General features: G+C 66.7%; 21 protein-coding genes. 5 read left to right on the top strand and 16 right to left on the bottom strand.

Translation table 11 applies throughout. The features are described from left to right. Positions 1-34: 34 nt before the first annotated feature. Complete coding sequence (locus AWC31_RS23525; protein ID WP_085146316.1) at positions 35-1273, top strand: DNA polymerase domain-containing protein; 1239 nt, start codon at positions 35-37, stop codon at positions 1271-1273. Between the two features lie 3 nt (positions 1274-1276). On the opposite strand, the gene AWC31_RS23520 is transcribed toward AWC31_RS23525, so the two are convergent. Both AWC31_RS23520 and AWC31_RS23515 read right to left on the bottom strand, forming a co-directional pair. Continuing rightward, entirely contained in the window at positions 1277-1705 is a 429-nt protein-coding gene (locus AWC31_RS23520) for a hypothetical protein (protein WP_234816966.1), read from the bottom strand. Positions 1706-1726: 21 nt separating this feature from the next. Then, positions 1727-2413: a FadR/GntR family transcriptional regulator gene (locus AWC31_RS23515; RefSeq protein WP_085146315.1), complete on the bottom strand. Its 687-nt coding sequence runs from the start codon at positions 2411-2413 to the stop codon at positions 1727-1729. Positions 2414-2492: 79 nt separating this feature from the next. On the opposite strand from AWC31_RS23515, the gene AWC31_RS23510 reads away from it, so the two are divergent. From AWC31_RS23510 to AWC31_RS23500, 3 genes are read left to right on the top strand one after another with little or no spacing between them, the layout of a single operon-like run. Continuing rightward, positions 2493-3227 (top strand): (Fe-S)-binding protein, encoded by a 735-nt coding sequence (locus tag AWC31_RS23510; protein WP_085146388.1) that lies wholly within the window; start codon positions 2493-2495, stop codon positions 3225-3227. After that, positions 3224-4693 carry a LutB/LldF family L-lactate oxidation iron-sulfur protein gene (locus AWC31_RS23505; RefSeq protein WP_085146314.1) on the top strand — a complete coding sequence of 490 codons (1470 nt, stop codon included), beginning with the start codon at positions 3224-3226 and terminating at the stop codon, positions 4691-4693. Before AWC31_RS23510 ends, AWC31_RS23505 begins: the two co-directional genes overlap by 4 nt. Beyond that, positions 4690-5298 carry a LutC/YkgG family protein gene (locus tag AWC31_RS23500; RefSeq protein ID WP_085146313.1) on the top strand — a complete coding sequence of 203 codons (609 nt, stop codon included), beginning with the start codon at positions 4690-4692 and terminating at the stop codon, positions 5296-5298. Before AWC31_RS23505 ends, AWC31_RS23500 begins: the two co-directional genes overlap by 4 nt. Positions 5299-5877: 579 nt before the next feature. On the opposite strand, the gene AWC31_RS23495 is transcribed toward AWC31_RS23500, so the two are convergent. From AWC31_RS23495 to AWC31_RS23470, 6 genes are read right to left on the bottom strand one after another with little or no spacing between them, the layout of a single operon-like run. Then, positions 5878-6873 (bottom strand): LacI family DNA-binding transcriptional regulator, encoded by a 996-nt coding sequence (locus AWC31_RS23495; RefSeq protein ID WP_085146387.1) that lies wholly within the window; start codon positions 6871-6873, stop codon positions 5878-5880. A gap of 17 nt (positions 6874-6890) precedes the next feature. After that, positions 6891-8333 (bottom strand): rhamnulokinase, encoded by a 1443-nt coding sequence (locus AWC31_RS23490; RefSeq protein WP_085146312.1) that lies wholly within the window; start codon positions 8331-8333, stop codon positions 6891-6893. Then, complete coding sequence (locus AWC31_RS23485) at positions 8330-10366, bottom strand: bifunctional aldolase/short-chain dehydrogenase (RefSeq protein WP_085146311.1); 2037 nt, start codon at positions 10364-10366, stop codon at positions 8330-8332. Before AWC31_RS23485 ends, AWC31_RS23490 begins: the two co-directional genes overlap by 4 nt. 2 nt (positions 10367-10368) lie before the next feature. Then, positions 10369-11532, bottom strand: a complete 1164-nt coding sequence (gene rhaI / locus AWC31_RS23480; protein ID WP_085146310.1) for an L-rhamnose isomerase — start codon at positions 11530-11532, stop codon at positions 10369-10371. After that, positions 11529-12839 carry an MFS transporter gene (locus AWC31_RS23475; RefSeq protein WP_085146309.1) on the bottom strand — a complete coding sequence of 437 codons (1311 nt, stop codon included), beginning with the start codon at positions 12837-12839 and terminating at the stop codon, positions 11529-11531. Before AWC31_RS23475 ends, rhaI begins: the two co-directional genes overlap by 4 nt. A 42-nt stretch (positions 12840-12881) precedes the next feature. Next, positions 12882-13223: an L-rhamnose mutarotase gene (locus tag AWC31_RS23470; RefSeq protein ID WP_085146308.1), complete on the bottom strand. Its 342-nt coding sequence runs from the start codon at positions 13221-13223 to the stop codon at positions 12882-12884. 248 nt (positions 13224-13471) lie between these two features. On the opposite strand from AWC31_RS23470, the gene AWC31_RS23465 reads away from it, so the two are divergent. Further along, entirely contained in the window at positions 13472-13921 is a 450-nt protein-coding gene (locus tag AWC31_RS23465) for an STAS domain-containing protein (RefSeq protein WP_067858331.1), read from the top strand. A gap of 324 nt (positions 13922-14245) precedes the next feature. On the opposite strand, the gene AWC31_RS23460 is transcribed toward AWC31_RS23465, so the two are convergent. The 8 genes from AWC31_RS23460 to AWC31_RS23425 all read right to left on the bottom strand — a co-directional run bounded on the left by AWC31_RS23460 (position 14246) and on the right by AWC31_RS23425 (position 21245). Continuing rightward, on the bottom strand, positions 14246-15460 hold the full coding sequence (locus tag AWC31_RS23460; RefSeq protein WP_085146386.1) for a CaiB/BaiF CoA transferase family protein: 1215 nt from the start codon (positions 15458-15460) through the stop codon (positions 14246-14248). 64 nt (positions 15461-15524) lie between these two features. After that, positions 15525-16259, bottom strand: coding sequence for a FadR/GntR family transcriptional regulator (locus AWC31_RS38160; protein WP_085146307.1), 735 nt, complete (start codon positions 16257-16259; stop codon positions 15525-15527). 20 nt (positions 16260-16279) lie between these two features. After that, complete coding sequence (locus AWC31_RS23450; RefSeq protein WP_085146306.1) at positions 16280-16600, bottom strand: putative quinol monooxygenase; 321 nt, start codon at positions 16598-16600, stop codon at positions 16280-16282. A 2-nt stretch (positions 16601-16602) separates the two neighbouring features. Further along, positions 16603-17649 (bottom strand): Ldh family oxidoreductase, encoded by a 1047-nt coding sequence (locus AWC31_RS23445; protein ID WP_085146305.1) that lies wholly within the window; start codon positions 17647-17649, stop codon positions 16603-16605. Continuing rightward, complete coding sequence (gene otnC / locus AWC31_RS23440; protein WP_085146304.1) at positions 17646-18269, bottom strand: 3-oxo-tetronate 4-phosphate decarboxylase; 624 nt, start codon at positions 18267-18269, stop codon at positions 17646-17648. The genes AWC31_RS23445 and otnC overlap by 4 nt, the downstream gene beginning before the upstream one ends. Then, complete coding sequence (gene otnK / locus AWC31_RS23435) at positions 18266-19513, bottom strand: 3-oxo-tetronate kinase (RefSeq protein ID WP_085146303.1); 1248 nt, start codon at positions 19511-19513, stop codon at positions 18266-18268. Before otnK ends, otnC begins: the two co-directional genes overlap by 4 nt. Next, on the bottom strand, positions 19510-20169 hold the full coding sequence (locus AWC31_RS23430) for an aspartate/glutamate racemase family protein (protein WP_085146302.1): 660 nt from the start codon (positions 20167-20169) through the stop codon (positions 19510-19512). Before AWC31_RS23430 ends, otnK begins: the two co-directional genes overlap by 4 nt. Beyond that, positions 20166-21245, bottom strand: coding sequence for an isocitrate/isopropylmalate dehydrogenase family protein (locus AWC31_RS23425; RefSeq protein ID WP_085146301.1), 1080 nt, complete (start codon positions 21243-21245; stop codon positions 20166-20168). Before AWC31_RS23425 ends, AWC31_RS23430 begins: the two co-directional genes overlap by 4 nt.

The raw sequence follows: 21245 nt of genomic DNA, 5'->3' as shown, positions 1-21245 counted from the left end.
TATCGCACCCGGGGTAACTCACTACGATGAGGTGATGGCCGGTGCACTGTCGCTGGAGTTGGACGGCCTGCAGGTGTCGGTCACCAACCCGGACAAGGTGGTTTTCCCTGGGTTCGACGGCCGTCCGGGTGTCACCAAACTGGATCTGATCCGCTATTACCAAGCGGTCGCCGACGGTGCCTTGCGCGGGGTTTACGACCGTCCGATGATCCTCAAACGCTTCGTCAAAGGCATCACTGTCGAGGCGGTCTTCCAGAAACGGGCCCCGGAGAAGCGGCCGGATTTCATCGAGGTGGCCGAACTCAAGTACCGGTCCGGCACGTCGGCCAAGGAGGCCGTGATCCGCAACGCCGCCGGGCTGGCGTGGGCGGTGAACCTCGGTTGTGTCGACCTCAACCCGCATCCCGTACGGTCCGACGACCTCGACCATCCCGACGAGTTGCGGGTCGATCTGGACCCGATGCCCGGCGTCGAGTGGGGTCAGATCGTCGACGTCGCCCTCGTGGCCCGCGAGGTTCTCGAGGATTACGGGCTGACGGCCTGGCCCAAGACGTCCGGCTCGCGCGGGTTTCACATCTATGCCCGGATCGAGCGCCGCTGGCCGTTCAAGCAGGTCCGGCTCGCGGCCCAGACCGTCGCCCGCGAAGTGGAGCGCCGCGCCCCCGACCTGGCGACCGCCCGCTGGTGGAAAGAGGAACGCGAAGGCGTGTTCGTCGACTTCAACCAGAACGCGTTCGACCGGACCGTGGCCTCGGCCTATTCGGTGCGTGCGACGCCGGACGCGCGGGTGTCGACCCCGTTGCGCTGGGACGAGGTAGCCGAGTGCCGCCCCGAGGCGTTCACGATCGCCACGGTGCCGGACCGGTTCGCCGAACTGGGCGATCCGTGGGAAGGCATGGACACCACCGTCGGCGAGCTGGATGCGTTACTGGCCCTTGCCGAAGAGCTCGGGCCCGCCGAGAAAGCGCCGAAGGGCGCGTCGCGCGACGGGCGCAGGCAATCGACCATGCCGTTGATCGAGATCGCCCGCACGAAAACCAAAGACGAGGCGATGGCCGCACTCGACGTGTGGAAGGGGCGGTACCCGGATGTCGCCGAAAAGCTTGAGCCCGTGGACATTCTGGTCGACGGCATGCGTGGCCCCAGCTCGATCTGGTACCGCATCCGCATCAACCTGCAACACGTCCCGGAAACCGAACGCCCGCCGCAGGAAGAACTGATCGCCGACTACAGCCCGTGGGAGCACTACAACGGCGCGCAGTGGCGCCGTTGACCGTCACCGCTCGAACGGTCCCGGCAACGGACCGAATCTCCCGTTGCCCCGGCGTATTTCACATACCTTCCAGCCGTCGAGGTTCTCCACGGTGAACGCGATGTCGAGATCTGTGACGTCGCTGTAGTAGCCGGTGACGATGCGCCGGTTTCCCGCGCCATCGGGTTCGACCGACAGCAGATCCGGCCCCGCCGAGTACGCCTCGAGGAAATGGGCGCGAACCTCGTCGTCGGTGTGGGGCTCCATCGCGGTGGCCAGCGCTCCACATGCCCCGGATCGCAGGGTCGCGACGTCGCCGGTCTTCGCGGCGGCGATGTGCCGGTGCACGGCATGCTCGGGTGACGCTGCGGCCGTGTTCGCGCCGTCGGTACAGGCGGCCGTCAACCCGGCCATGGCGATCACCGCCCACCTGGCATACCGATTGACGAGCATGAACAAACCGTAGCCCAGCGGTCACCCGCCGATCAGATCTACATATCCCTGGATGTGGGCCCGGGCCAGTTCGGCAGCCTTGTTGCCCTGTCCGCGGGACAGGGCGGTGACGATACCGCGGTGCTCGCAGCGCAGGTTCGACGCGACGCCCGCCCAATCGTCGAGCAACGGCACGCCCGCCAGGATGTAGCCCTGGATCGGGCCACGCAGCGCGGCCATCATCGCCTCCACCACCACGTTGCCGGCGAGCGCGGTCAGCGCCAGGTGGAAGTCGGCATCGATCCGGTGGAACTGTTCGGGTTCCAGCGCCGGATCGTCCATGGCGTCGAGCATGGCCCTGATCTCTGTGAGATCAGGGCGCGGACTGAGCGCAGCCGCATCACGTAATGCTGAGGTCTCCAAGAGAATTCGGGTACGCACCAGATCTTCGATGGGCAACGCCCGCGTCGCGGTGTGCAGTCGAAGCGCCGATCCGATCGAGGTGGCGGCATCGGCCGTGATGATCGCGCCCGCGTCCGGGCCGGAGCCGGCCGCAGTCCGGACCACGCCCATGGCCTCCAGCACGCGGATCGCCTCGCGCACCGAGGCCCTGCTGACCGACAGGCTCTCGGCCAATGCGCGCTCGGCCGGCAGTCGGTCGCCCACGGCCAGTGTGCCCGCGACGAGATCTCGCTCGATCCGCTCCAGCACCAGCTCGTGTGCGCGCATGACGACGAGAATAGCGCCTTTCGCTGGTGTGGTCTGACCACACGGGTTATTGTGGTCAGACCACAGCCTAGGAGTGTTCATGCGAATCGCCCTGTTCGCGACCTGCCTGGCGGATGCGCTCTTCCCACCCGCCGCGATCGCCACGGTCCAACTGCTCGAGCGGCTGGGCCACCAGGTGGTCTTCCCGTCGAGCCAAACGTGTTGCGGTCAAATGCATATCAACACCGGTTACCTCAAGGAGGCCGTCGGTGTGGTCCGCAACCACGTCGAATCATTCGAGAGCGCGGGGTGCGACGCGGTCGTCGCCCCCTCCGGATCGTGTGTCGGCTCAGTCCGCCACCAGCACGCCATGGTGGCCCGCCGGGCCGGAGACGAGGCGCTGGCCACGCGCGCCGAGAACATCTCATCCCGCACCTACGAGCTGTCGGAGTTCCTGATCGACGTGCTCGGCGTGGATGATGTCGGCGCCTACTATCCACACCGCGTCACCTACCACCCGACCTGCCATTCGCTGCGGATGCTGGGTGTCGGTGACAAACCGCTGCGCCTGCTGCGCAACGTCCGAGGACTCACCCTGGTCGAACTGCCCGCCGCGGATTCCTGCTGCGGATTCGGCGGCACATTCGCGATCAAGAACTCCGACACCTCCACCGCCATGCTCGCCGACAAGATGGGGCACATCCTCGACACCGGTGCCGAGGTGTGCAGCGCAGGCGACTCGTCGTGCCTGATGCACATCGGCGGCGGGCTGAGCCGGCTGCGGTCCGGGGTGCGCACCGTGCACCTGGCCGAGATCCTGGCGGCGTCGGCATGACGGCGACGTTTCTCGGCAACCCGGGGCTGGGCAACCTGCGCGGTGACGAGTCGTTTCCCAGCGCGGCGCGTACCGCACTCGCCAACTCACAACTACGCCGCAACATCGGCCACGCCACGCATACGATTCGCGCCAAGCGCCTGAGGGCAGTCGCGGAATGCGCTGACTGGGAAGAGCTTCGGGCCGCGGGCAGCGCCATCAAACAAGACGTGATGGCCCGGCTGCCCGAGCTCCTCGAACAGCTCGAGCGCAACGTCACCGAACGCGGCGGCGTCGTACACTGGGCCCGCGACGCCGACGAGGCGAACCGGATCGTCACCGATCTGATCCGCGCCACCGGCTCCGTGGAGGTCGTCAAGGTCAAGTCCATGGCGACCCAGGAGATCGGCCTCAACGAACACCTGGAAGCCGAAGGTATCGCGGCGTTCGAGACCGACCTCGCCGAACTGATCGTGCAACTCGGCCACGACAAGCCGAGCCATATCCTGGTGCCCGCGATCCACCGCAACCGTGCCGAGATTCGCGAGATCTTCGAACGCGAGATGCCTGACGCCGGCAAGCTCACCGACGAACCGCGAGTGCTGGCGATGGCGGCCCGCGCGCATCTGCGCCGGAAGTTTCTGACCGCCAAAGTTGCGGTGAGCGGTGCGAATTTCGGTGTGGCCGAGACGGGCACACTGACGGTGGTGGAATCCGAGGGCAACGGGCGAATGTGCCTGACACTGCCCGAGACGCTGATCACCGTCATGGGCATCGAGAAGATCGTGCCGACGTTCTCCGATCTCGAAGTGTTCATGCAACTGCTGCCGCGATCGTCCACGGCCGAGCGGATGAATCCCTACACCTCGATGTGGACGGGTGTGCATCCCGGTGACGGGCCGCAGGAGTTTCACCTGGTGCTGCTCGACAACGGCCGCACCCAGGTGCTGGCCGACGAGGTGGGACGGGCTGCGCTGCATTGCATTCGGTGCAGTGCCTGCCTGAATGTGTGCCCGGTATACGAACGCACCGGCGGGCACGCCTACGGTTCTGTCTATCCCGGTCCGATCGGGGCGATCCTGAGCCCCCAGCTCACCGGCACCACCGGCCACAGCGATCCCAATGCCAGCCTGCCGTATGCGTCGTCGCTGTGCGGGGCGTGTTTCGAAGCGTGCCCGGTGCGCATCGACATCCCGTCGATCCTCGTGCATCTGCGGGCAAAGCAAGTCGATTCCGAGCGGGGCGGCCTGCCCGGTGGCCAGGACCTCGCGATGAAGGCCGCAGGCTGGGCGATGGCAGGCGCGGGCCGGTTCTCGTTGGCGGAGAAGGCACTCGCGGCCGGACGCCTGATCGCAGGCAAGGACCACCGCATCTCTGCACTGCCGTGGCCCGCCTCGAAATGGACGGCCAGCCGCGACATCCCCGAGCCTCCGAAGGAAACGTTCCGGCAGTGGTGGGTGCGCACGCACGGGGAGGATCTGCGATGACCGACGCCAGGACGGCGGTGCTGGGCCGCATCCGTGATGCACTGGCCGCCGCACCGCCTGCACCGGTGGTGGTACCCCGCGATTACGACCGGGCACCGCTCACCGGGCCCGGTGACATCGAGCGCTTCTCGGAGACGGTCGCCGAGTACCGGGCCAACGTCTACCGGATCGCGGCGGACGAAATCGCTGCCACCGTACGCAAACTCGTGGGACCCGACGCGGCCGTGGTGATACCGGCGGATCTGCCGGCGGACTGGGTGCACGACGTACGGACGGTGGTCGACGAACCCGCGCTCAGCATCGACGAACTCGACAGCGCCGACGCCGTGTTGACCGGATGCGCGGTCGGAATCGCCGCGACGGGCACGATCGTGCTCGACGCGGGTGCGACGCAGGGCCGCCGCGCGATCACGCTCGTGCCAGACCACCACATCTGCGTCGTGCGTGCCGACCAGATCGTCGACACCGTGCCGCAGGGATTCGCGGCCTTGAGCACCGACCGTCCGCTGACATTCATCTCCGGTCCGAGCGCCACCAGTGACATCGAGCTGGAGCGGGTGGAAGGTGTGCACGGCCCGCGAACGCTCGACGTGCTGATCGTGTGACGCGTCTTTGCTGAAAGCCTTGCGACAACCCTTCCGGGCGTTGAGGATGTGCCGTTCCGTCCGACTATGAGCGACAAAGTCGCTGAAATAGCCTCAGCTGCACCACTTATCACGTGCGACACAGGGTTCGGTTCACGTGGGCCTCTCATGCTTCTGCAGTCACGGCAGCCTCAGGATTCGGCGTGCCCGCATTACAGCGACAATGTCGCTGAGTATTCGAGAAGTTCACGCGAGTAACGCTACGGCGGAGATTCGGGCCTGCGGCCGCCACAGCGTTACTGGCGCAGCGATCTGCCACTATGCCGAGGATCCCAGTCAGCATGTGGCAGTAGCCCTCGGCGTAGTTGCGACATCGAATGCCATTGATAACCACTGCCATCCGTCGCCCACCTGGCCAGCGACAATGTCGCTACAAGGCGGGCACGCCAAAACCTGAGATCGGTGTGGCCGAAGAGACGCAAGTGAACCAATACCGCTCGGCGACCCCGACTGGCGTGACACATGTTGCTGTTGAGTCGATTTCAGCGACGTTGTCGCTAATAGCCGGGCACGGCGATAGCGCCGAGCCAGCCGCCGCGCTCAACTACCTGTCGACCCTCGCACAATCAATTCCGGTTGAAACACCACATGTTTCGGCCGGCGACGCACGGAATCCTCCGATGCGGCGATCAGCAGGTCTACGGCCGTGGAGCCGATCGCGCGAGTGGGCTGCCGGACCGATGTCAGCGGGACGACCGCCGAACGCGCGAAGTCGATGTCGTCGTAGCCCACAAGCGCCATGTCGTCGGGGACCCGCAACCCACCGATGAGACTCAGCGCCTGCAGCACGCCGATCGCCAGCAGGTCATTGGCGCAGAACACCCCGTCCGGCCGGTCTCGCGGAGCGCGTTGCCGCAACTGCTCCCCCACCGCGCTGCCTGCCTGGACGCTCGGCGCCGGGGTGTCGATGATTTCCAGTTCCGCGCCGGGGATTTCGGCGATGGCCTCGGCTGCTCCGCGGCGGCGGTCGCGGATCTGGCGTAATGTGCCCGGGCCGCCGACGAACGCAATCCTGCGTCGGCCGGTGGCGCACAGATGCTCGACGGCGAGCCGTGCCCCGGCCACATCATCGACGGCGACGGAGTCGAACGGCGTGCCGCTGCCGTCACGATCCACCAGGACGACAGGTGTTCCACGCTCGTGCAGCGCGGTCAACCGCTGCAGGTCTTCCCCGACTGGAGACACCAGCAGCCCGAAGACACGTTGCTCGTCAAAGGCGTCGATATAGGCGCGTTCGCGGTCGGTGTCGTCGTCCGACGTGCCGAGGAGCACGGTCAGATCGTGTTCACCGGCGCGGCGTTCGGCGGCCCGCGCGATGTCGGTGAAGAACGGGTTGCCGATGTCGAGCACGACCAGTCCGACACTTCGCGACCGTCCCGCCTTGAGCTGACGCGCGGCGTCGTTGCGCACGAAACCCAGGCGGTCAATGGCGGCCTGCACCCGCGCGACGGTGGCCGGCGCGACCTTGTCCGGGGCGTTGAGCACGTTCGAGACCGTGCCCACCGACACCGACGCCGCCGCCGCGACCTCGCGCATGCTCACCACGTGCACCATCACACCATGGCGGCGGCCCGACTGGTCCGCGGCACGTACCGCCGTGGCGGGAACCATCGGGAGGCGAGTTCGCGCAGCTCCGTCAAGCCGCCGCTGACGATGCCCTGCGCGCGGGCGGTGAGCAGCACGTTGCCCAGCGCAGTCGCCTCGACCGGCCCGGCCAGCAGCGGCATGCCCAACCGGTCCGCGGTAAGCTGGCACAACAACTCGTTCTGCGAGCCGCCGCCGACCATGTGCACCGTGCGGACGGTCACCCCGGAAAGCTCGGCGGCGGTGCACACCGCCGAGGCGAATGCCGCAGCGAGGCTTTCGAGGATCGCGCGCACCATGCGCGCGGGATCGGCAGGCGCTTGAAGACCGCGTTCGGTGTACCAGTCGACGATGCGTGCGGGCATGTCGCCGGGCGGCAGGAACCGTGGATCGTTGGTGTCGAACACCTCCTGCGGTGCCGGCACGTGCGCGGCACGTTCGAGCAGATCGGTGAGTTCGACGTCATGGCCGTCACGCTCGTACTGCCGGAGGGTTTCACTGAGCAGCCACATGCCCATGACGTTGTGCAGAAAGCGGATACGGCCGTCAGCGCCGACTTCGTTGGTGAAGTTGGCGGTCCGACTGGCCTCGGTGGCGACCGGGCTGCTCAGCTCGACACCGACGAGACCCCATGTGCCGCATGAGATGTAGGCCGCCTGCTCGGCGTCCATGGGGATCGCGGCGACGGCCGACGCGGTGTCGTGCGACGCTACCGACACGACCTCGGTTTGCAGACCAAGTTGTGCGGAAACCTCAGGCAGTAGCGGACCTCGGCTGCTGCCTGCGTCCACGACATCGGGGAACAACACGTGCGGTAACCCGAGCCGCGTCATAAGCTCGCGGTCCCAGGAACCGTCCAATCCCAGCAGTGCGGTGGTCGAGGCGTTGGTCCGTTCGGCGACCCGCTCCCCCGTCAGCCAGTACGTCAGCAGATCGGGTACCAGCAGCACGGTGTCGGCCTGCTCGAGCATGCCCTCAGCACGCTCGACGGCGAGCTGGTAGACCGTGTTGAACGGCAAGAACTGGATGCCGTTGCGCTGGTAGAGCTCTGGCATACCGACAACGTCGTGTACGAGCTCGACACCGCGCTCGGTCCGTGCGTCGCGATAGTGCGTCGGCTGCGACAGCAGGCGGCCGTCCCGCAACAGGCCGTAGTCGACGGCCCACGAGTCGACGCCGATTCCGACGAGGTGGTCACATTCGCGGCCGGCGCGTGTCAGCCCGTCCACCACGTGCCCGTACAGGCCGGGTATGTCCCAGTGCAACGCATTTCGCGTGCCGTCCCACAAGCGCACCGGATCATTCGAGAACCGTGCGACGGTGCGCATGTCCAACCGGTCGCCGTCGATGTCGGCGACCATGACTCGGCCGCTCGTGGCGCCGAGATCGACGGCAGCTACCTGCGTGCTCATCGCAAGAATGCCGCGGCGACACCCGCATCGACCGGCACGTGCAAGCCGGTGGTGTGAGAGAAGTCCGACGTGCACAGCGCGAACGCGGCGTTGGCGACGTGCTCGGGCAGCACCTCACGCTTCAGCAGGGTGCGCTGCGCGTAGTACTTGCCGAGGTCCTCTTCGGCGACGCCGTACACCGCCGCACGCTTGGCTCCCCAGCCGCCGGCGAAGATGCCCGAACCGCGGACCACGCCGTCGGGATTGATGCCGTTGACCTTCACGCCGTGCTCGCCGAGCTCGGCCGCAAGAAGCCGAACCTGGTGCGCCTGATCGGCTTTCGTCGCCGAGTAGGCGATGTTGTTGGGCCCGGCGAACACCGAGTTCTTCGAGGAGATGTAGATGATGTCGCCGCCGAGCTTCTGGTCGATGAGCGCACGCGCAGCGGCCTTCGACACCAGGAACGACCCACGCGCCATCACGTTGTGCTGCAGATCCCAGTCCTCGGCCGTGGTGTCCAGCAGCGACTTCGACAGCGACAGACCGGCATTGTTGACCACGATGTCGATACCGCCGAAGGCGAGCACTGTCGCGCCGACAGCAGCCTGCACCGCGCATTCGTCGGTGACATCGGCGGCGATCCCGATGGCCACATCGCTGTTCCCGATTTCTGAAGCGGCCTGGGCGGCCTTCTCGCCGTTCAGGTCGGCGATCACGACGCAGGCCCCCTCGGTGGCCAGCCGAGTCGCGATGGCCTTGCCGATACCCGAGGCCGCACCCGTGACGAGCGCGATGCGCGTGGCCAGCGGCTTGGGCTTGGGCATCCGTGCGAGCTTGGCTTCCTCGAGCGCCCAGTACTCGATGCGGAACTTCTCCGACTCGTCGATGGGCGCGTAGGTCGAGATGGCCTCGGCGCCGCGCATGACATTGATGGCGTTGAGGTAGAACTCGCCTGCCACCCGGGCGGTCTGCTTGTCCTTGCCGTAGCTGAACATGCCGACTCCGGGGATCAGGACGATCGCCGGGTCGGCACCGCGGATGGCGGGACTGTCGGCAGCGGCGTGCCGGTCGTAGTACGCCTGATAGTCGACGCGGTACGCCTCGTGCAGCTCGGCGAGGCGGGCCTTGCATTCGTCGATCGGCGTATCGGCGGGCAGGTCGAGCACGAGCGGCTTGACCTTGGTGCGCAGGAAGTGGTCGGGGCAGCTGGTGCCGAGCGCGGCCAATCGGGGATGTTCGGCGGCCGAAAGGAATTCGAGGACGCGCGGATCGTCGGTGTAGTGGCCCACCTGCGGCTTGTCGGTCGAGGCCAACCCGCGGATGAACGGCGCGAGTTCGGCGGCCTTGGTGCGGCGCTGATCTTGGGGCAGCGGGCCGTAACCGGGCAGCGGAGCACCGAACGGCTCGGGACGTCCGTTCTGCTCGATGTAGCGCTCGGCGGTTTCGATGATCTCCAGCGAATGCGCCTCGGCCTCAGCGGAAGTCGAGCCCCACGCGGTGATGCCGTGTCCGCCGAGGATGGTGCCGATCGCCTGCGGGTTACGACGCTTGATCTCGGCGATGTCGAGGCCGAGCTGAAAACCGGGTCGTCGCCACGGCACCCACACCACGCGATCTCCGAAGATCTGCTTGGTCAAAGCCTCGCCGTCGGCGGCCGTCGCCAGGGCGATACCCGAGTCGGGATGCAGATGGTCGACGTGATCGGCGTCGACGAGGCCGTGCATCGCGGTGTCGATCGATGGTGCGGCGCCGCCGCGCCCATGCAGGCAGTAGTCGAACGCCGCGACCATCTCGTCCTCGCGCTCGACACCGGGATACACGTCGACGAGCGCTCGCATGCGGTCCAGCCGCAGCACCGCGAGCCCTTTCTCGGTGAGTGTGCCGAGGTCTCCGCCGGATCCCTTGACCCACAACAGCTCTACCGGCTGGCCGGTGACGGGGTCGATGTCGGTGCCCTTGGCCGAGGTGTTGCCGCCGGCGTAATTGGTGTTCTTGGGATCGGATCCGAGTCGGTTGGAACGGCCGATCAGTTCGGTGACGGTCTCATTGGTCATGTTCATGCTCCCCAGGAGGATTGCGTTCCGCCGACGCGCTCGGCGTTGATGGTGTTCTGGTAGCTCGATGCGGTGAACGCAGCCATCGGATCGCCGGGCAGGCCGCGGTCGGTGCGCCACTGTGCGAGCGCCGGACGGACGTCGGTGTAGAAAGCGTCCATGAAGATTCCGTTGGCGCCAAGCACATCTCCGGCCTCCTGCGCGGCGGCCAGCGCTTCGGTGTCGACCAGCAGGGCGCGGGCCGTCATCTCCTGCACGTTGAGCACCGACCGGATCTGGCCCGGGATCTTGGCTTCGACGTTGTGGCACTGGTCGAGCATCAGGGCGACGCCCGAGCCCGCATCCAGCCCGCCGCCGCGGATCACCTCGAACATGATGCGGAACAGCTGGAACGGGTCGGCCGCACCGACGATGAGATCGTCGTCGGCGTAGAAGCGCGAGTTGAAGTCGAACGATCCGAGCTTTCCGAGCCGCAGCAACTGCGCGACGATGAACTCGATGTTGGTGCCCGGCGCGTGGTGTCCGGTGTCCAGGCACACCATGGCCCGCTCACCGAGCGCACTCACCTGCGCGTACGAGGTGCCCCAATCCGGCACGTCGGTCATGTACATGGCCGGCTCGAAGAACTTGTATTCCAGCACCATTCGCTGATCGGGCCCGATGTGCTGATAGATCGACGCGAGCGACTCGGCCAATCGATCCTGCCGGCCCCGGATGTCGCCCTGGCCCGGGTAGTTCGTGCCGTCGGCCAGCCAGATCTTGAGATCACGCGACCCGGTGTGGTTCATGATCTCGATGCACGCCAGGTGATGGTCGATGGCCTTTTGCCGGACTGCCTTGTCGGTGTGGGTGAGGCTGCCGAACTTGTAGTCGTCGTCCTGGAAGGTGTTGGAGTTGATCGTGCCCAGCACGACGCCCTGCTCGGCGGCATAGGCGGCCAGCGCCGCGTAGTCGTCGACCGTGTCCCACGGAATGTGGAGCGCGACGCTCGGCGCCAATCCGGTCAGGCGGTGCACGGTCGCGGCGTCGGCGATCTTCTCCTCGATGGTGCGCGGCGTTCCCGGGGTGCCGAAGACCTTGAACCGGGTACCCGAGTTGCCGAACGCCCAGGACGGCAGTTCGATCGCGAGGTTGTCCAGCGCCGGATGCAGGCTGATGGCACTCATGCCGGGGTCCTTTCCTTCGAATCACTCACGGGTGCGCCGTAGCGTTCGACCTCGATTTCCTGCAGTGTCCTCCCGCGGGTGGCCGGCGCCCAGACCGCGCCGATCAGCAGGGCGACGGTGAGCAGCGCGACCAGCAGGACACCGACGGCGGTCAGGCCGGTGGCGGCCAGCAGCGTCGGGAAGAAGTAGCTCAGCACGCCGGTCATGGTGCGGACGACGAAGAACATCACGCCCTGGGCGCTGGCCCGGTACGGCGTCGCGAACAGTTCGCTGGCCCACAGGCTGTAGAAGGCTTGCGCGCCGATGCCCGACGAGATGCCCCACAGCACCGCGAACACCAACATCGTCGGAACGCCGTTGTCGGTGAATGCCACCAGCACGATCCAGGCGACGATGCCGAGCGCCGCGCCGATCACATAGAGCAGGCGCTGCGACATCCGATCGGCGTAGCGCATGAAGCCGAAATACGTGGCCACCACGGTGCAACCCCAGACCAGCACCTGCAGCAGGTTCTGGGCGACCGGGCTGTGCAGACCGGCGGTGTCATAGACACGCGGCATGAAGATGCCGGCCTGCCCCGCCACGGTGTTCCAGAACAGATAGATACCGCCCAAGAACAACAGGGCCGTGATGTTGACCCGCTTCGAGAACAGTCCACGCAGCCCGCGCAGGCCCACCGCCGAGGCCACCTCGCGTGGTTCGACCTTGGCCTCGTCGGTCCAGATCTTCGATTCGACGAGGCCTTGGCGAACCCACCACACCACGGCGGCCACGACGAACAGGTGGATGAAGATCAACCGGGAACCGAGCAGACCGAGTGGCGCAAGCGCGGCGGCCAGTGCGAAACCGATCAGCGGACCCGTCGACCAGGCCAGTTGTGCGGTGCCTACGTGCTTGGCACGATCCGTCGACGGCGCCTGTTCGGCGATATATGTCCAGGACGCCGGTACACCGGCGCCGACCGCGATGCCGGTGATGACGAATGCCGCCAGCAGCATCACGTAGTTGACCGCGAATGCGGCCAGCAACACGCCGACCATGTACACCAGCAGGTCATAGGTGTAGATCGCCTTACGGCCGAAGCGGTCGCAGAGCGGTCCGCCGAGGATCGCGCCGATGGCGGCACCGAACGCGTTGGCGCTCAGCGCGGCGAGAAGGCCGACGGCGAAATTGCTGATGCCGAACTCGGCCTGCCAGAAACCCAGGCTGGTCGCGATGGCGATGATCGAGCCGGCTTCGATGTAGTTGGACATGGCCACCGCGATGGTGGCCCGCCAGCCGGTGGTGGAGCGCGCTCCGAGCTTCATGGGTTTCCTCGGGTTGAAAGGGTATGGAGGTGGTTCGGGGCGTCAGTCGAGGTGGAAGTACTCGAACAGCGGCCGCATCTGCTCGTCCGGCTTGTCGCCGCTCACGAAGTACTCGGCCATCTCGGCCTGCCAGCGGGCGTTGACGTCTGTCTCGGCCATCCGCTTCTGCGCGAGCGCGAAGTCGTCGGTTTCGAGGTAGCCGACGACCAGGCCGTCGCTCTCCCGCACGAAGAGCGAGTAGTTGCGCCACCCCGCCGCGGTCAGCGCATCCAGCATCTCGGGCCACACCTTCTCATGGATGGTGAGGTACTCGTCCATCCTGTCCGGCCGGAGCTGAAGGAGGAAGCACACCCGCTGCGTCTTCGGTGCGGTTGGGACAGTCATTAAGCCGCCTTCAGGATTGAAACGTTTCAATTCGTGATGGCGGTCACGCTAGACCAGCTTCTGCGCCGACGTCAAGACCGCGACCTGCGCGAAGAAATCAGGAAAGAGCTACCGACCAGTACGGCCGATGTTCTTAGCAAAGCATTATCGGCAGCTCCCAGCCGCCTTAGATTGCCCGCTTAGCGTTGTGGACAGGTTGAAGCGACGAAGCCCAACCGCCAGCTTTAGAAACCGACGGGAGGCTGATCATGACTATCACGAGCAACACCCCGGCTTCGGATCACCATTTTCGATACGGCAATCCGGCAGTCGTCTGCGACGGCGCCTCGATGCGCGCACATTGCCGTCAGCTGGCAACCGTGGTGACGGTCAAGGGAGACATCGACAACGGCAACCTCGAGCGAATCGCCGCGTACGTCGGCCGGTTCGTCCTCGCGGAGAAGCCGTTCGCCCTTGATCTGAGCGGTGTGAACAACTTTGCCCCAGAAGCGGTTTCGATGTTCTACGACATCGACGACCGCTGCGCCGCCGAAGGCGTCGACTGGGCCGTCATCGCGAGCCCGGCCGTTGCGGCTGAGCTGCGCCAAGAAGATGCGGGCGTTCCGCTGACCGCATCGGTGCCCGAGGCACTGCATCACTTCGCCGAAGGCAACCTGGCTCGCCGCCGGTTGCTGCCCCTGCTTACCAAGAGCGCCTGAGAGAAAGGCCCATCCGACATGCTGATCGACGTTCGCTGGCTCACCGCCCTGCTGCACCGGCGCCGCCGGGCGGTGCACCCCGCTCACTGAACCCTCACAACGCCGGGCCCACCGGCAACTTTCACTCTGGAGTCGTCGACAACAGTCGACGGCTCCAGAGTTGTTTGCAGCCGCGAGGTTCTGGCTCTCAAGACGAGACAGCCCCGCTTGTCACGCTGGAGTGGCGCTCGGCTTCGACAGCCACTCCAGCGTGACAAGCGTGGGTGTAGGCGTGACAAGCGTGGGCGTAAGCGCGACAATCGCGTGCGTCGGCCGGCAGAAAACCTAGGCGATCGCGCCGGCGTCCTTGAGTTCGGCGATGCGGTCCCAGTCCATTCCCAGCTCCATGAGCACCAGCTCGGTGTGCTCGGAAGCTTGTGGCGCACGCGTGGTTTCGAGCGGCTCGTGGTTGAACTGCACGGGCCCTCGCACGACCCGGAACGGCTTGCCGCCGTCAGACGATTCCACTTCGACGATCATGTCGTTGGCGATGGCCTGCTCGTCAGTGCTGAGGTCGACCAGGCTCTGGAACGGCGCCCATTGACCCTTCATCGTCTTGAGGTGCCGGCGCCAGTATTCGAAGGGCTTGCTGCGGATCGACTTGGCGATCAGTTCAGCTGCCGCCTCGGCGTTTTCGATCAGTGGAAGCACGTCGGAGAAGCGTGGATCGTCGGCCAGCTCGGGCAGGCCCAGGTGCTCGAACGCGTCGCGGATGTAGCCGGTGGGGCTCACGATGCACAGGTTGATGGTGCCGCCGTCCGAGGTCAGATAGTTACCGAGGAACGGATTGACCGTGGGCCCGATGGAATCCGGCATGAGCGAGCGCATCGTCTCACCGGTCTCCATACCCTGGGTGACGCTCGCACCGGCGGCCCACCATGCGGTCGACAGCAGTGAGACGTCGATCTCGAGCGCTTCGCCCGTGCGTTCGCGGTGGAACAACGCCGCCGAGATGCCGCCTGCGATGTTCATGCCACCGATCGAATCCCCGAATGCCGGGATTCCTTGCGACAGCGCACCTCCCAGTTCCTCGGGAGTCAGGGCGTGCCCCACGCCGCTGCGGGTCCAGAATGCGGTGCCGTCGAATCCGCCGACCATGCGCTCCGGCCCCTTGTCGCCGTAGGCGCTGCCGCGGGCGTAGATGATGTCGGGGTTGGCCGCGCGGATGTGTTCGACATCGAACTGGTTCTTCTGCCGGGCCTGCGGCATGTAGTTGGTGAGGAACACGTCGGCGGTCTTGGCTATCTCATAGAGCACCTCCTGCCCGCCGGGCGTTGAGATGTCAATCCCGACACTGCGTTTACCCCGGTTGGGATGCTCGATGAGCGGGTGGCGGTTGGGGTCGAGCTCGAAGCCGCCCATGTTGATGAAACCGCGCTGAGTGTCACCGCGCACCGGATGCTCGACCTTGATGACGTCGGCACCCCAGTCGGCGAGGATGGCGCCCGCCGCGGGCACGAACGTGAACTGCGCGACCTCGAGCACCCGCACACCCTGCATGACCTTGATCAACACAACCCCTCACCGTTGGACTTACGGTAAGTGTAGCGAGACGTTGGATCCGTCAGTCGTGCCGCAGGCTTCTGCCGTGCTCGGCAAGTGCGGCGTTGAGCCGGCACGTCGCGCCTTCCATGTGCGCCGCCATCGCTTCTGCGGCGGCGTCGCCGTCGCGCACCTTGATCGCCTCGAAGATCGGCACGTGTTCGAGGTAGGACGGTTCCCGGGACTCGGCCGCGTCGACGACGTTGCGAATCCACACCTTGAGCAGCGAGGCGATGCTGGTGAGCATGTTCGACAGCACGATGTTGTCGGTCGCCGCGGCGATGCCGAGGTGAAAGGCGACGTCGGCGTCGACGAACGACTCCGTGTCCCCGGCGTCGCGCATGCCATCCAGGTGCGAGCGGATGGCGACGAGGTCGGCCTCGCTACGACGCTCCGCCGCGAGGCGTGCGGTCACCGGTTCCAGATGCTTGCGCGTCTCGACCAAGTCGCTCGTCCGCTGCTCGCCTACCAACAGGCCCCATTCGACGACGCGCGGCAGCAGGCTCGAATCGGGTGGGCGTACATACGTGCCGTCGCCCTGGCGAACCTCCAAGAGGCCGAGCAGGCCCAGCGACTTGAGTGCCTCGCGAACCACGAAGCGACCGACGCCGAACGATTCGGCGAGTTGACGCTCCGACGGCATGCGGGTGCCAGGCAGGATCTGGCCCGAGAAGACCGCCTCCAGAAGCGCCTTGGCCACCTCGGCGGACAGCGGTTCTCGCGGAGCCTGCTCGATCCGCGCAAATTGGTCGCCCACCCAACCACTGTAGCTGGGGGTCACCCAGGAGCGACGATGCCGCCCAGATGGACGGGGCGCGCGAAGGTGTTCGTGTGGCCACCGTCGACCACACACCGTTTCGCCGCTTCCTGCCAACGGGCGTAGTGCGGGGCGCCCCGGTGCGCGGTGCGGAAGGCATCCTCGTCGACGTATATCTCGTAGAGATAGAACCGCGTGGGGTTGTTCTCGTCGCGGTGCACGTCGAAGGCCAGGCATCCCGGCTCGTCGCGCAGGGATGCTGTGGCGTTGACGGTGATCGCTTCGATGAACTCGTCGATCCGGTCCGGCCTGATGTCGAGGGTGACGAACAACGTGTACATGGCTACTCCGTTGCGAGAGGCGCGACGCCGGCAGCGTCGGCGAGGGCGTTGACTTCGGCGAGGGTGGCCGCGGGCAGCGTGACCGTGCCTGCGGCCCGCTCGATGGCCCGGTTCTCGAGCTCGCCGGGTACCAGGACGTCGCTGTCGCCCGCGGCCGGGCAGGACTTGATGGTGTCGATGTAGTGGTCCATGCGCCGGCCGAACTCGTCAGGCGGAAGCATCGCGCCGATGTCGATCGCCAGCACGAGATGTCCGCAACCGCTGCGTTGGTCGGGCACATAGGGCCCGACAACATCGGTGCCGTAGGAGCTTCCGGTCAGGACACCGGACAACACGTCCATCATGAAGGAGATCGCATAGCCTTTGTGGCCGGCCATCGGCAGGATCAGGCCGTCGAGGGCCGCTTGCGGGTCTGTGGTCGGCAAGCCGGCCGCGTCGATGGCCCAGCCCTGCGGGATCTGTTGTCCGCGTTCCTTTGCGGCGTAGATCTTTCCACGTGCGACGCCGGTATTGGCGATGTCGAGCACGACCGCTCCGTGGGACCCGCTCGGCACCGCGATCGACCATGGGTTCGCGCCGACCATCTTGCGCAACCCGCCCCACGGCGCCATGGCCGGGCTGCCGTTCGTGGTCAGAATGCCGACACAGCCGCGCTCGGCCAGCACCCTGGTCCAGTACGCCGCCGTGCCGAAGTGGTTGCTGTTGCGCACCGCCACCACCGCGACGCCGTGCTGAGCGGCACCGGCGGCCGCGGCGTCCACGGCACGGGCCGTCACGATCTGTCCGACGCCGTCTCGGCCGTCGAGCACTGTGACCGCGCCGAACGAGCTCACCACTTCCGGGTCGCTGACCGGATTCATGACACCGGACCGCAGGCGTGCGACATACCAGGGCAGACGCAACATACCGTGTGACGGATGGCCCCACAGGTCGGCGGTGACGAGTGACTCGGCGACCAGACGAGCGTCCGCGTCCGGCACACCGTACGCCTTCAGAACCTCGGTCCCACAACCAGTTACGGCGTTAGCCTCCAGATTGACGGTGGTCACCGGTACATCTCCTCTAGTCGTCGGGCCTCGTCGCGGGTCACCGGGTTCACCGCGTGGCCACGGAGCAGCAGGTACAACTTGGCGGTCTCCTCGATCTCCTCCAGCGCGTCGGCCGCACCGGCGAGGTCCGCGCCCGCCACGATCGGGCCGTGGTTGGACAGCAGCAACGCGTGATGCTTCGCGGCGGCCAGCTCGGCGACCGAACCGAGCCGCTCATCGCCCGGTGCGTGGTAAGGCAGCAGCGGAAGTGCCCCGACCCGCATCGCGTAATACGCGGTCAGCACCGGTAATGCATTGCGGCGGTCGACATCACACAAGCACGACACCGCCACCGAATGCGTGCTGTGGGTGTGCACGACCGCTCGCGCGTCCCGGCGTGCCCGATAGAGGGCCACGTGCAGGAACGCTTCCTTCGTCGGCTGTGGACCGTCCAGATGCGTGCCGTTCACCGTGATGCGTGACAATGTCTCCGGCCGCAGAGAGTCCAGGCTGACACCCGTCGGAGTGCACAGCACAGTCCCGTCGGTGTCGACGGCACTGATGTTGCCGGTCCGGCCGAACGTCAGCCCGCGCCGGAAGAACGACGCACCGAGCTCGACGATGTCCTCGGAAACACTCATGCCAGCACCTCCGCCGTCGCGGCGCGTACCAGCAGATCGGCCGCACCGAAGTTGCCGGATTTCAACAGAAGTGACACACCGTGGTCGGCGGTGCTGCACCAGGGCACACCGCGGTCGGCTTCGGCGTCGACCACCACCGAACGGATACCGAGCGCATCGACCACCGCGCCCGAGGTCTCCCCGCCCGCCACGACGATGCGTTGCGCCCCGGCGTCCACCGCGTCTTTGGCCAGCGCACCGATCGTCGCCTCAAGTTGGTCGGCAACAGCGGGATCTGCTGGGCCACGCTCGCCGGCCGGCGCCGACGAGTAGATCATCACCGGTTGGCTGCCGAGATGTTCGGCCAGCCATGCGCGCGCGGGTGCCAGTAGCTCGGCCGGGGTGCCGACCGTGCGAGGATCGAGCCGGTATGACACGAAATGCTCTCGTGCGTAGCCGACTTGCTCGAGCGTGGCTCGTGAGCAGCTGCCCGCGAACACCACCGCCGGCCCCGCCGGTGCCCGCACCGTCGTGACATCCGGGGAACGGTTGTCGTGCTCACGGACCACACCACCGAGCGCGCCGGCCAACCCTGCCCCGCCGGTGACAACCCGCATGCCGTCGACCGCGTGCGCGATCGCGTCGAGGTCACCGTCATGCAGGGCATCGACGACGACATACCGTGCACCGGTGTTGCGCAGCGCCTCGGCGATCACCTGCGGGCCGCGCCGGACATGCTGCCACGAAAGGCCATCCACGCCATGCGTGGTCTGAGCTGCCATCAGACGCACCACATCGGAGTCGGTCATGGGCGTCAGCGGGTGATGGCGCATCGACGACTCGGACAGCAGGCGATCACCGACGAACAGGTGCCCCTGGTAAACGGTGCGGCCGTGCTCGGGGCTCGCCGGGCAGATGACCGTCACACCGCACCCCATGGCGTCGAGCAGCGCGTCGGCGACGGGTCCGATGTTGCCGGCCGGGGTCGAGTCGAATGTCGAACAATACTTGAAATAAACGGTTTTGACGTGCGCGTCGTCCACAAGCCACTGCTGGGCGGCCAACGACATCTTGACTGCCGCTTCGGCATCGAGGGCGCGTGACTTCAGCGCCACCACGACGGCGTCGCACTCACGGATGTCGACGTCATCGCTGGGCGGGCCGAACAGCAAGACCACGCGCAGCCCGCGCCGGCGCAGCGCTGCGGCGACGTCGGTGCCGCCCGTGTAGTCGTCGGCAATGCAACCGAGCACGGGTCCGGTCATGATCGTGCGAGCCGCGCCGCTACCGCACGCGCCGCCAGATGCGTCGGGCTGACCACCGGCACACCGGTTTTGGCGGCCAGGTCGGCGGCCGCCGGGCTCAGGGAATACTGGGCCAGACACAACAGGTCGAATGTGCCGGTATCCGCGGCGGCGGTCAGCGTATCGACCAGTCGCGTCAAACAGCCGGCAGCGGCGGCCGCGGCGGCACCTTCGCAGTACACGCCGACGACCTCGGTATCCACTCCCGACCGCTGTAACCGATCAGCCAGCCTCGCCGAGGTGTCGGCTGTCGCGGTAGGCAAAGACGCCAACACCGCGACCCGTCGCGGCGCCATCCTGGCGATCTCGTCCATCATGTCCGCATCCGAACTGAACACCGGTGTGACGAACAGTTTTTCGGCGACGTCCCGGACCTCTCCGTACATCGAGCACGCCATCACCACAGCATCGGCGCCGCCAGAGATGCCGTGGCGGATCAGATTCAACATCCGATCCCGCAAGCCGGGGGTCAGGGTGCCCGCCGCGTCGGCGTCGGGCCCCAACCGGTCGTCGATCAGGTTCCACAGCCGCGCATCGGGAAACTCCACCTCGAACGCTGCGGCGATGGGCGTGATCGAAGCCGGCGTGGAGTGCACGACCGCGATCAGTGGACTCACGCGAGTCCCTTGATGGTCGCTGCGACAGCGGCGCCGAATTCCGCGGTGCCGGACGCGCCGCCCATGTCGGGCGTGACGGTTCCGGCCTTCACCGTGGCCTGGACCCCGGCTTCGACCAGTTCCGCGGCCTTCGTCAACGTCGCGTCATCGCGGCGGGCGCCCAGCCACTGCAGCAGCATCCCTGCCGACAGGATCATCGCGATCGGGTTCGCGATGTTGCGTCCGGCGATGTCGGGTGCCGAGCCGTGGGCGGCCTGGGCCATCGCGCGGTCCAGCGACGCGTTGATCGACGGTGCGATGCCCAACGACCCGGCGAGTTCGCCCGCCAGGTCGGACAAGATGTCGCCGAACATGTTCTCGGTGACGATGACGTCGAACTTGTCGGCGTTGCGCACGAGATGCACTGTCATGGCGTCGATGTGGTAGTCGTCGACCTCGACCTCCGGATAGTCGGCGGCGACCTCGCGGCACACATCCCGGAACAGGCCGGTGGTCAGGCGCAACACGTTGGCCTTGTGCACGATCGTCAGCTTGCCGCGGCGCGCCCGGGCGAGGTCGACGGCGACCTTGGCGATGCGCTCGACGGCCGCGCGCGTGATGATGCCCATCGCGATGGCGGTGTTCTCGTCGGGCATGTACTCGCCGGTGCCGGCGTACGTGTTGCGGTCGGCGTAGAAGCCCTGCGTGTTCTCGCGCACGATCACCAGATCGGTGCCGGGCACCACGGCTTTCGCACCCTCGAATGACTTGGCGGGCCGGATGTTCGCGAACAGCCCGAAGTGCTTGCGGATGGTGCCGCTCGGGTTGAGTTGCGATTTGAACGGCTCGGGATAGGCGGCACTGTCATGAGGTCCCAGCAGCCAGGCGTCCATTTCGGCGAGCGCTTCGAGCGTCTCGGGCGGCGTGTGGCTGCCGTGGGTGTCGATGGCGGTGCGGCCCAGCGGCAGCGTGACCCAGTCGGCTTCCGGCGCGCCTGCCGCGGCCAGTGCGGCGTCCACCGCCGCAACCGAAGCCGGGACGATTTCGGGTCCGATCCCGTCGCCCTCCAACAGGCCGAGCCGCAGTGTGTTGCTCAT

Origin of the sequence: Mycolicibacterium wolinskyi, from assembly GCF_002101965.1 — a bacterium.
GTDB lineage: Bacteria > Actinomycetota > Actinomycetes > Mycobacteriales > Mycobacteriaceae > Mycobacterium > Mycobacterium wolinskyi.
The sequence above is the reverse complement of the archived record's forward strand: the minus strand, read 5'-3'. Positions and strand labels throughout refer to the sequence as shown.

What these genes read in the sequence shown, in the direction of transcription:
- AWC31_RS23525 (WP_085146316.1), top strand. Translation starts at nt 35, where the DNA reads ATGGCCGGTGCACTGTCGCTGGAGTTGGACGGCCTGCAGGTGTCGGTC.
- AWC31_RS23520 (WP_234816966.1), bottom strand. Translation starts at nt 1,705, where the DNA reads ATGCTCGTCAATCGGTATGCCAGGTGGGCGGTGATCGCCATGGCCGGG.
- AWC31_RS23515 (WP_085146315.1), bottom strand. Translation starts at nt 2,413, where the DNA reads ATGCGCGCACACGAGCTGGTGCTGGAGCGGATCGAGCGAGATCTCGTC.
- AWC31_RS23510 (WP_085146388.1), top strand. Translation starts at nt 2,493, where the DNA reads ATGCGAATCGCCCTGTTCGCGACCTGCCTGGCGGATGCGCTCTTCCCA.
- AWC31_RS23505 (WP_085146314.1), top strand. Translation starts at nt 3,224, where the DNA reads ATGACGGCGACGTTTCTCGGCAACCCGGGGCTGGGCAACCTGCGCGGT.
- AWC31_RS23500 (WP_085146313.1), top strand. Translation starts at nt 4,690, where the DNA reads ATGACCGACGCCAGGACGGCGGTGCTGGGCCGCATCCGTGATGCACTG.
- AWC31_RS23495 (WP_085146387.1), bottom strand. Translation starts at nt 6,873, where the DNA reads ATGCGCGAGGTCGCGGCGGCGGCGTCGGTGTCGGTGGGCACGGTCTCG.
- AWC31_RS23490 (WP_085146312.1), bottom strand. Translation starts at nt 8,333, where the DNA reads ATGAGCACGCAGGTAGCTGCCGTCGATCTCGGCGCCACGAGCGGCCGA.
- AWC31_RS23485 (WP_085146311.1), bottom strand. Translation starts at nt 10,366, where the DNA reads ATGACCAATGAGACCGTCACCGAACTGATCGGCCGTTCCAACCGACTC.
- rhaI (WP_085146310.1), bottom strand. Translation starts at nt 11,532, where the DNA reads ATGAGTGCCATCAGCCTGCATCCGGCGCTGGACAACCTCGCGATCGAA.
- AWC31_RS23475 (WP_085146309.1), bottom strand. Translation starts at nt 12,839, where the DNA reads ATGAAGCTCGGAGCGCGCTCCACCACCGGCTGGCGGGCCACCATCGCG.
- AWC31_RS23470 (WP_085146308.1), bottom strand. Translation starts at nt 13,223, where the DNA reads ATGACTGTCCCAACCGCACCGAAGACGCAGCGGGTGTGCTTCCTCCTT.
- AWC31_RS23465 (WP_067858331.1), top strand. Translation starts at nt 13,472, where the DNA reads ATGACTATCACGAGCAACACCCCGGCTTCGGATCACCATTTTCGATAC.
- AWC31_RS23460 (WP_085146386.1), bottom strand. Translation starts at nt 15,460, where the DNA reads ATGCAGGGTGTGCGGGTGCTCGAGGTCGCGCAGTTCACGTTCGTGCCC.
- AWC31_RS23450 (WP_085146306.1), bottom strand. Translation starts at nt 16,600, where the DNA reads ATGTACACGTTGTTCGTCACCCTCGACATCAGGCCGGACCGGATCGAC.
- otnC (WP_085146304.1), bottom strand. Translation starts at nt 18,269, where the DNA reads ATGAGTGTTTCCGAGGACATCGTCGAGCTCGGTGCGTCGTTCTTCCGG.
- otnK (WP_085146303.1), bottom strand. Translation starts at nt 19,513, where the DNA reads ATGACCGGACCCGTGCTCGGTTGCATTGCCGACGACTACACGGGCGGC.
- AWC31_RS23425 (WP_085146301.1), bottom strand. Translation starts at nt 21,245, where the DNA reads ATGAGCAACACACTGCGGCTCGGCCTGTTGGAGGGCGACGGGATCGGA.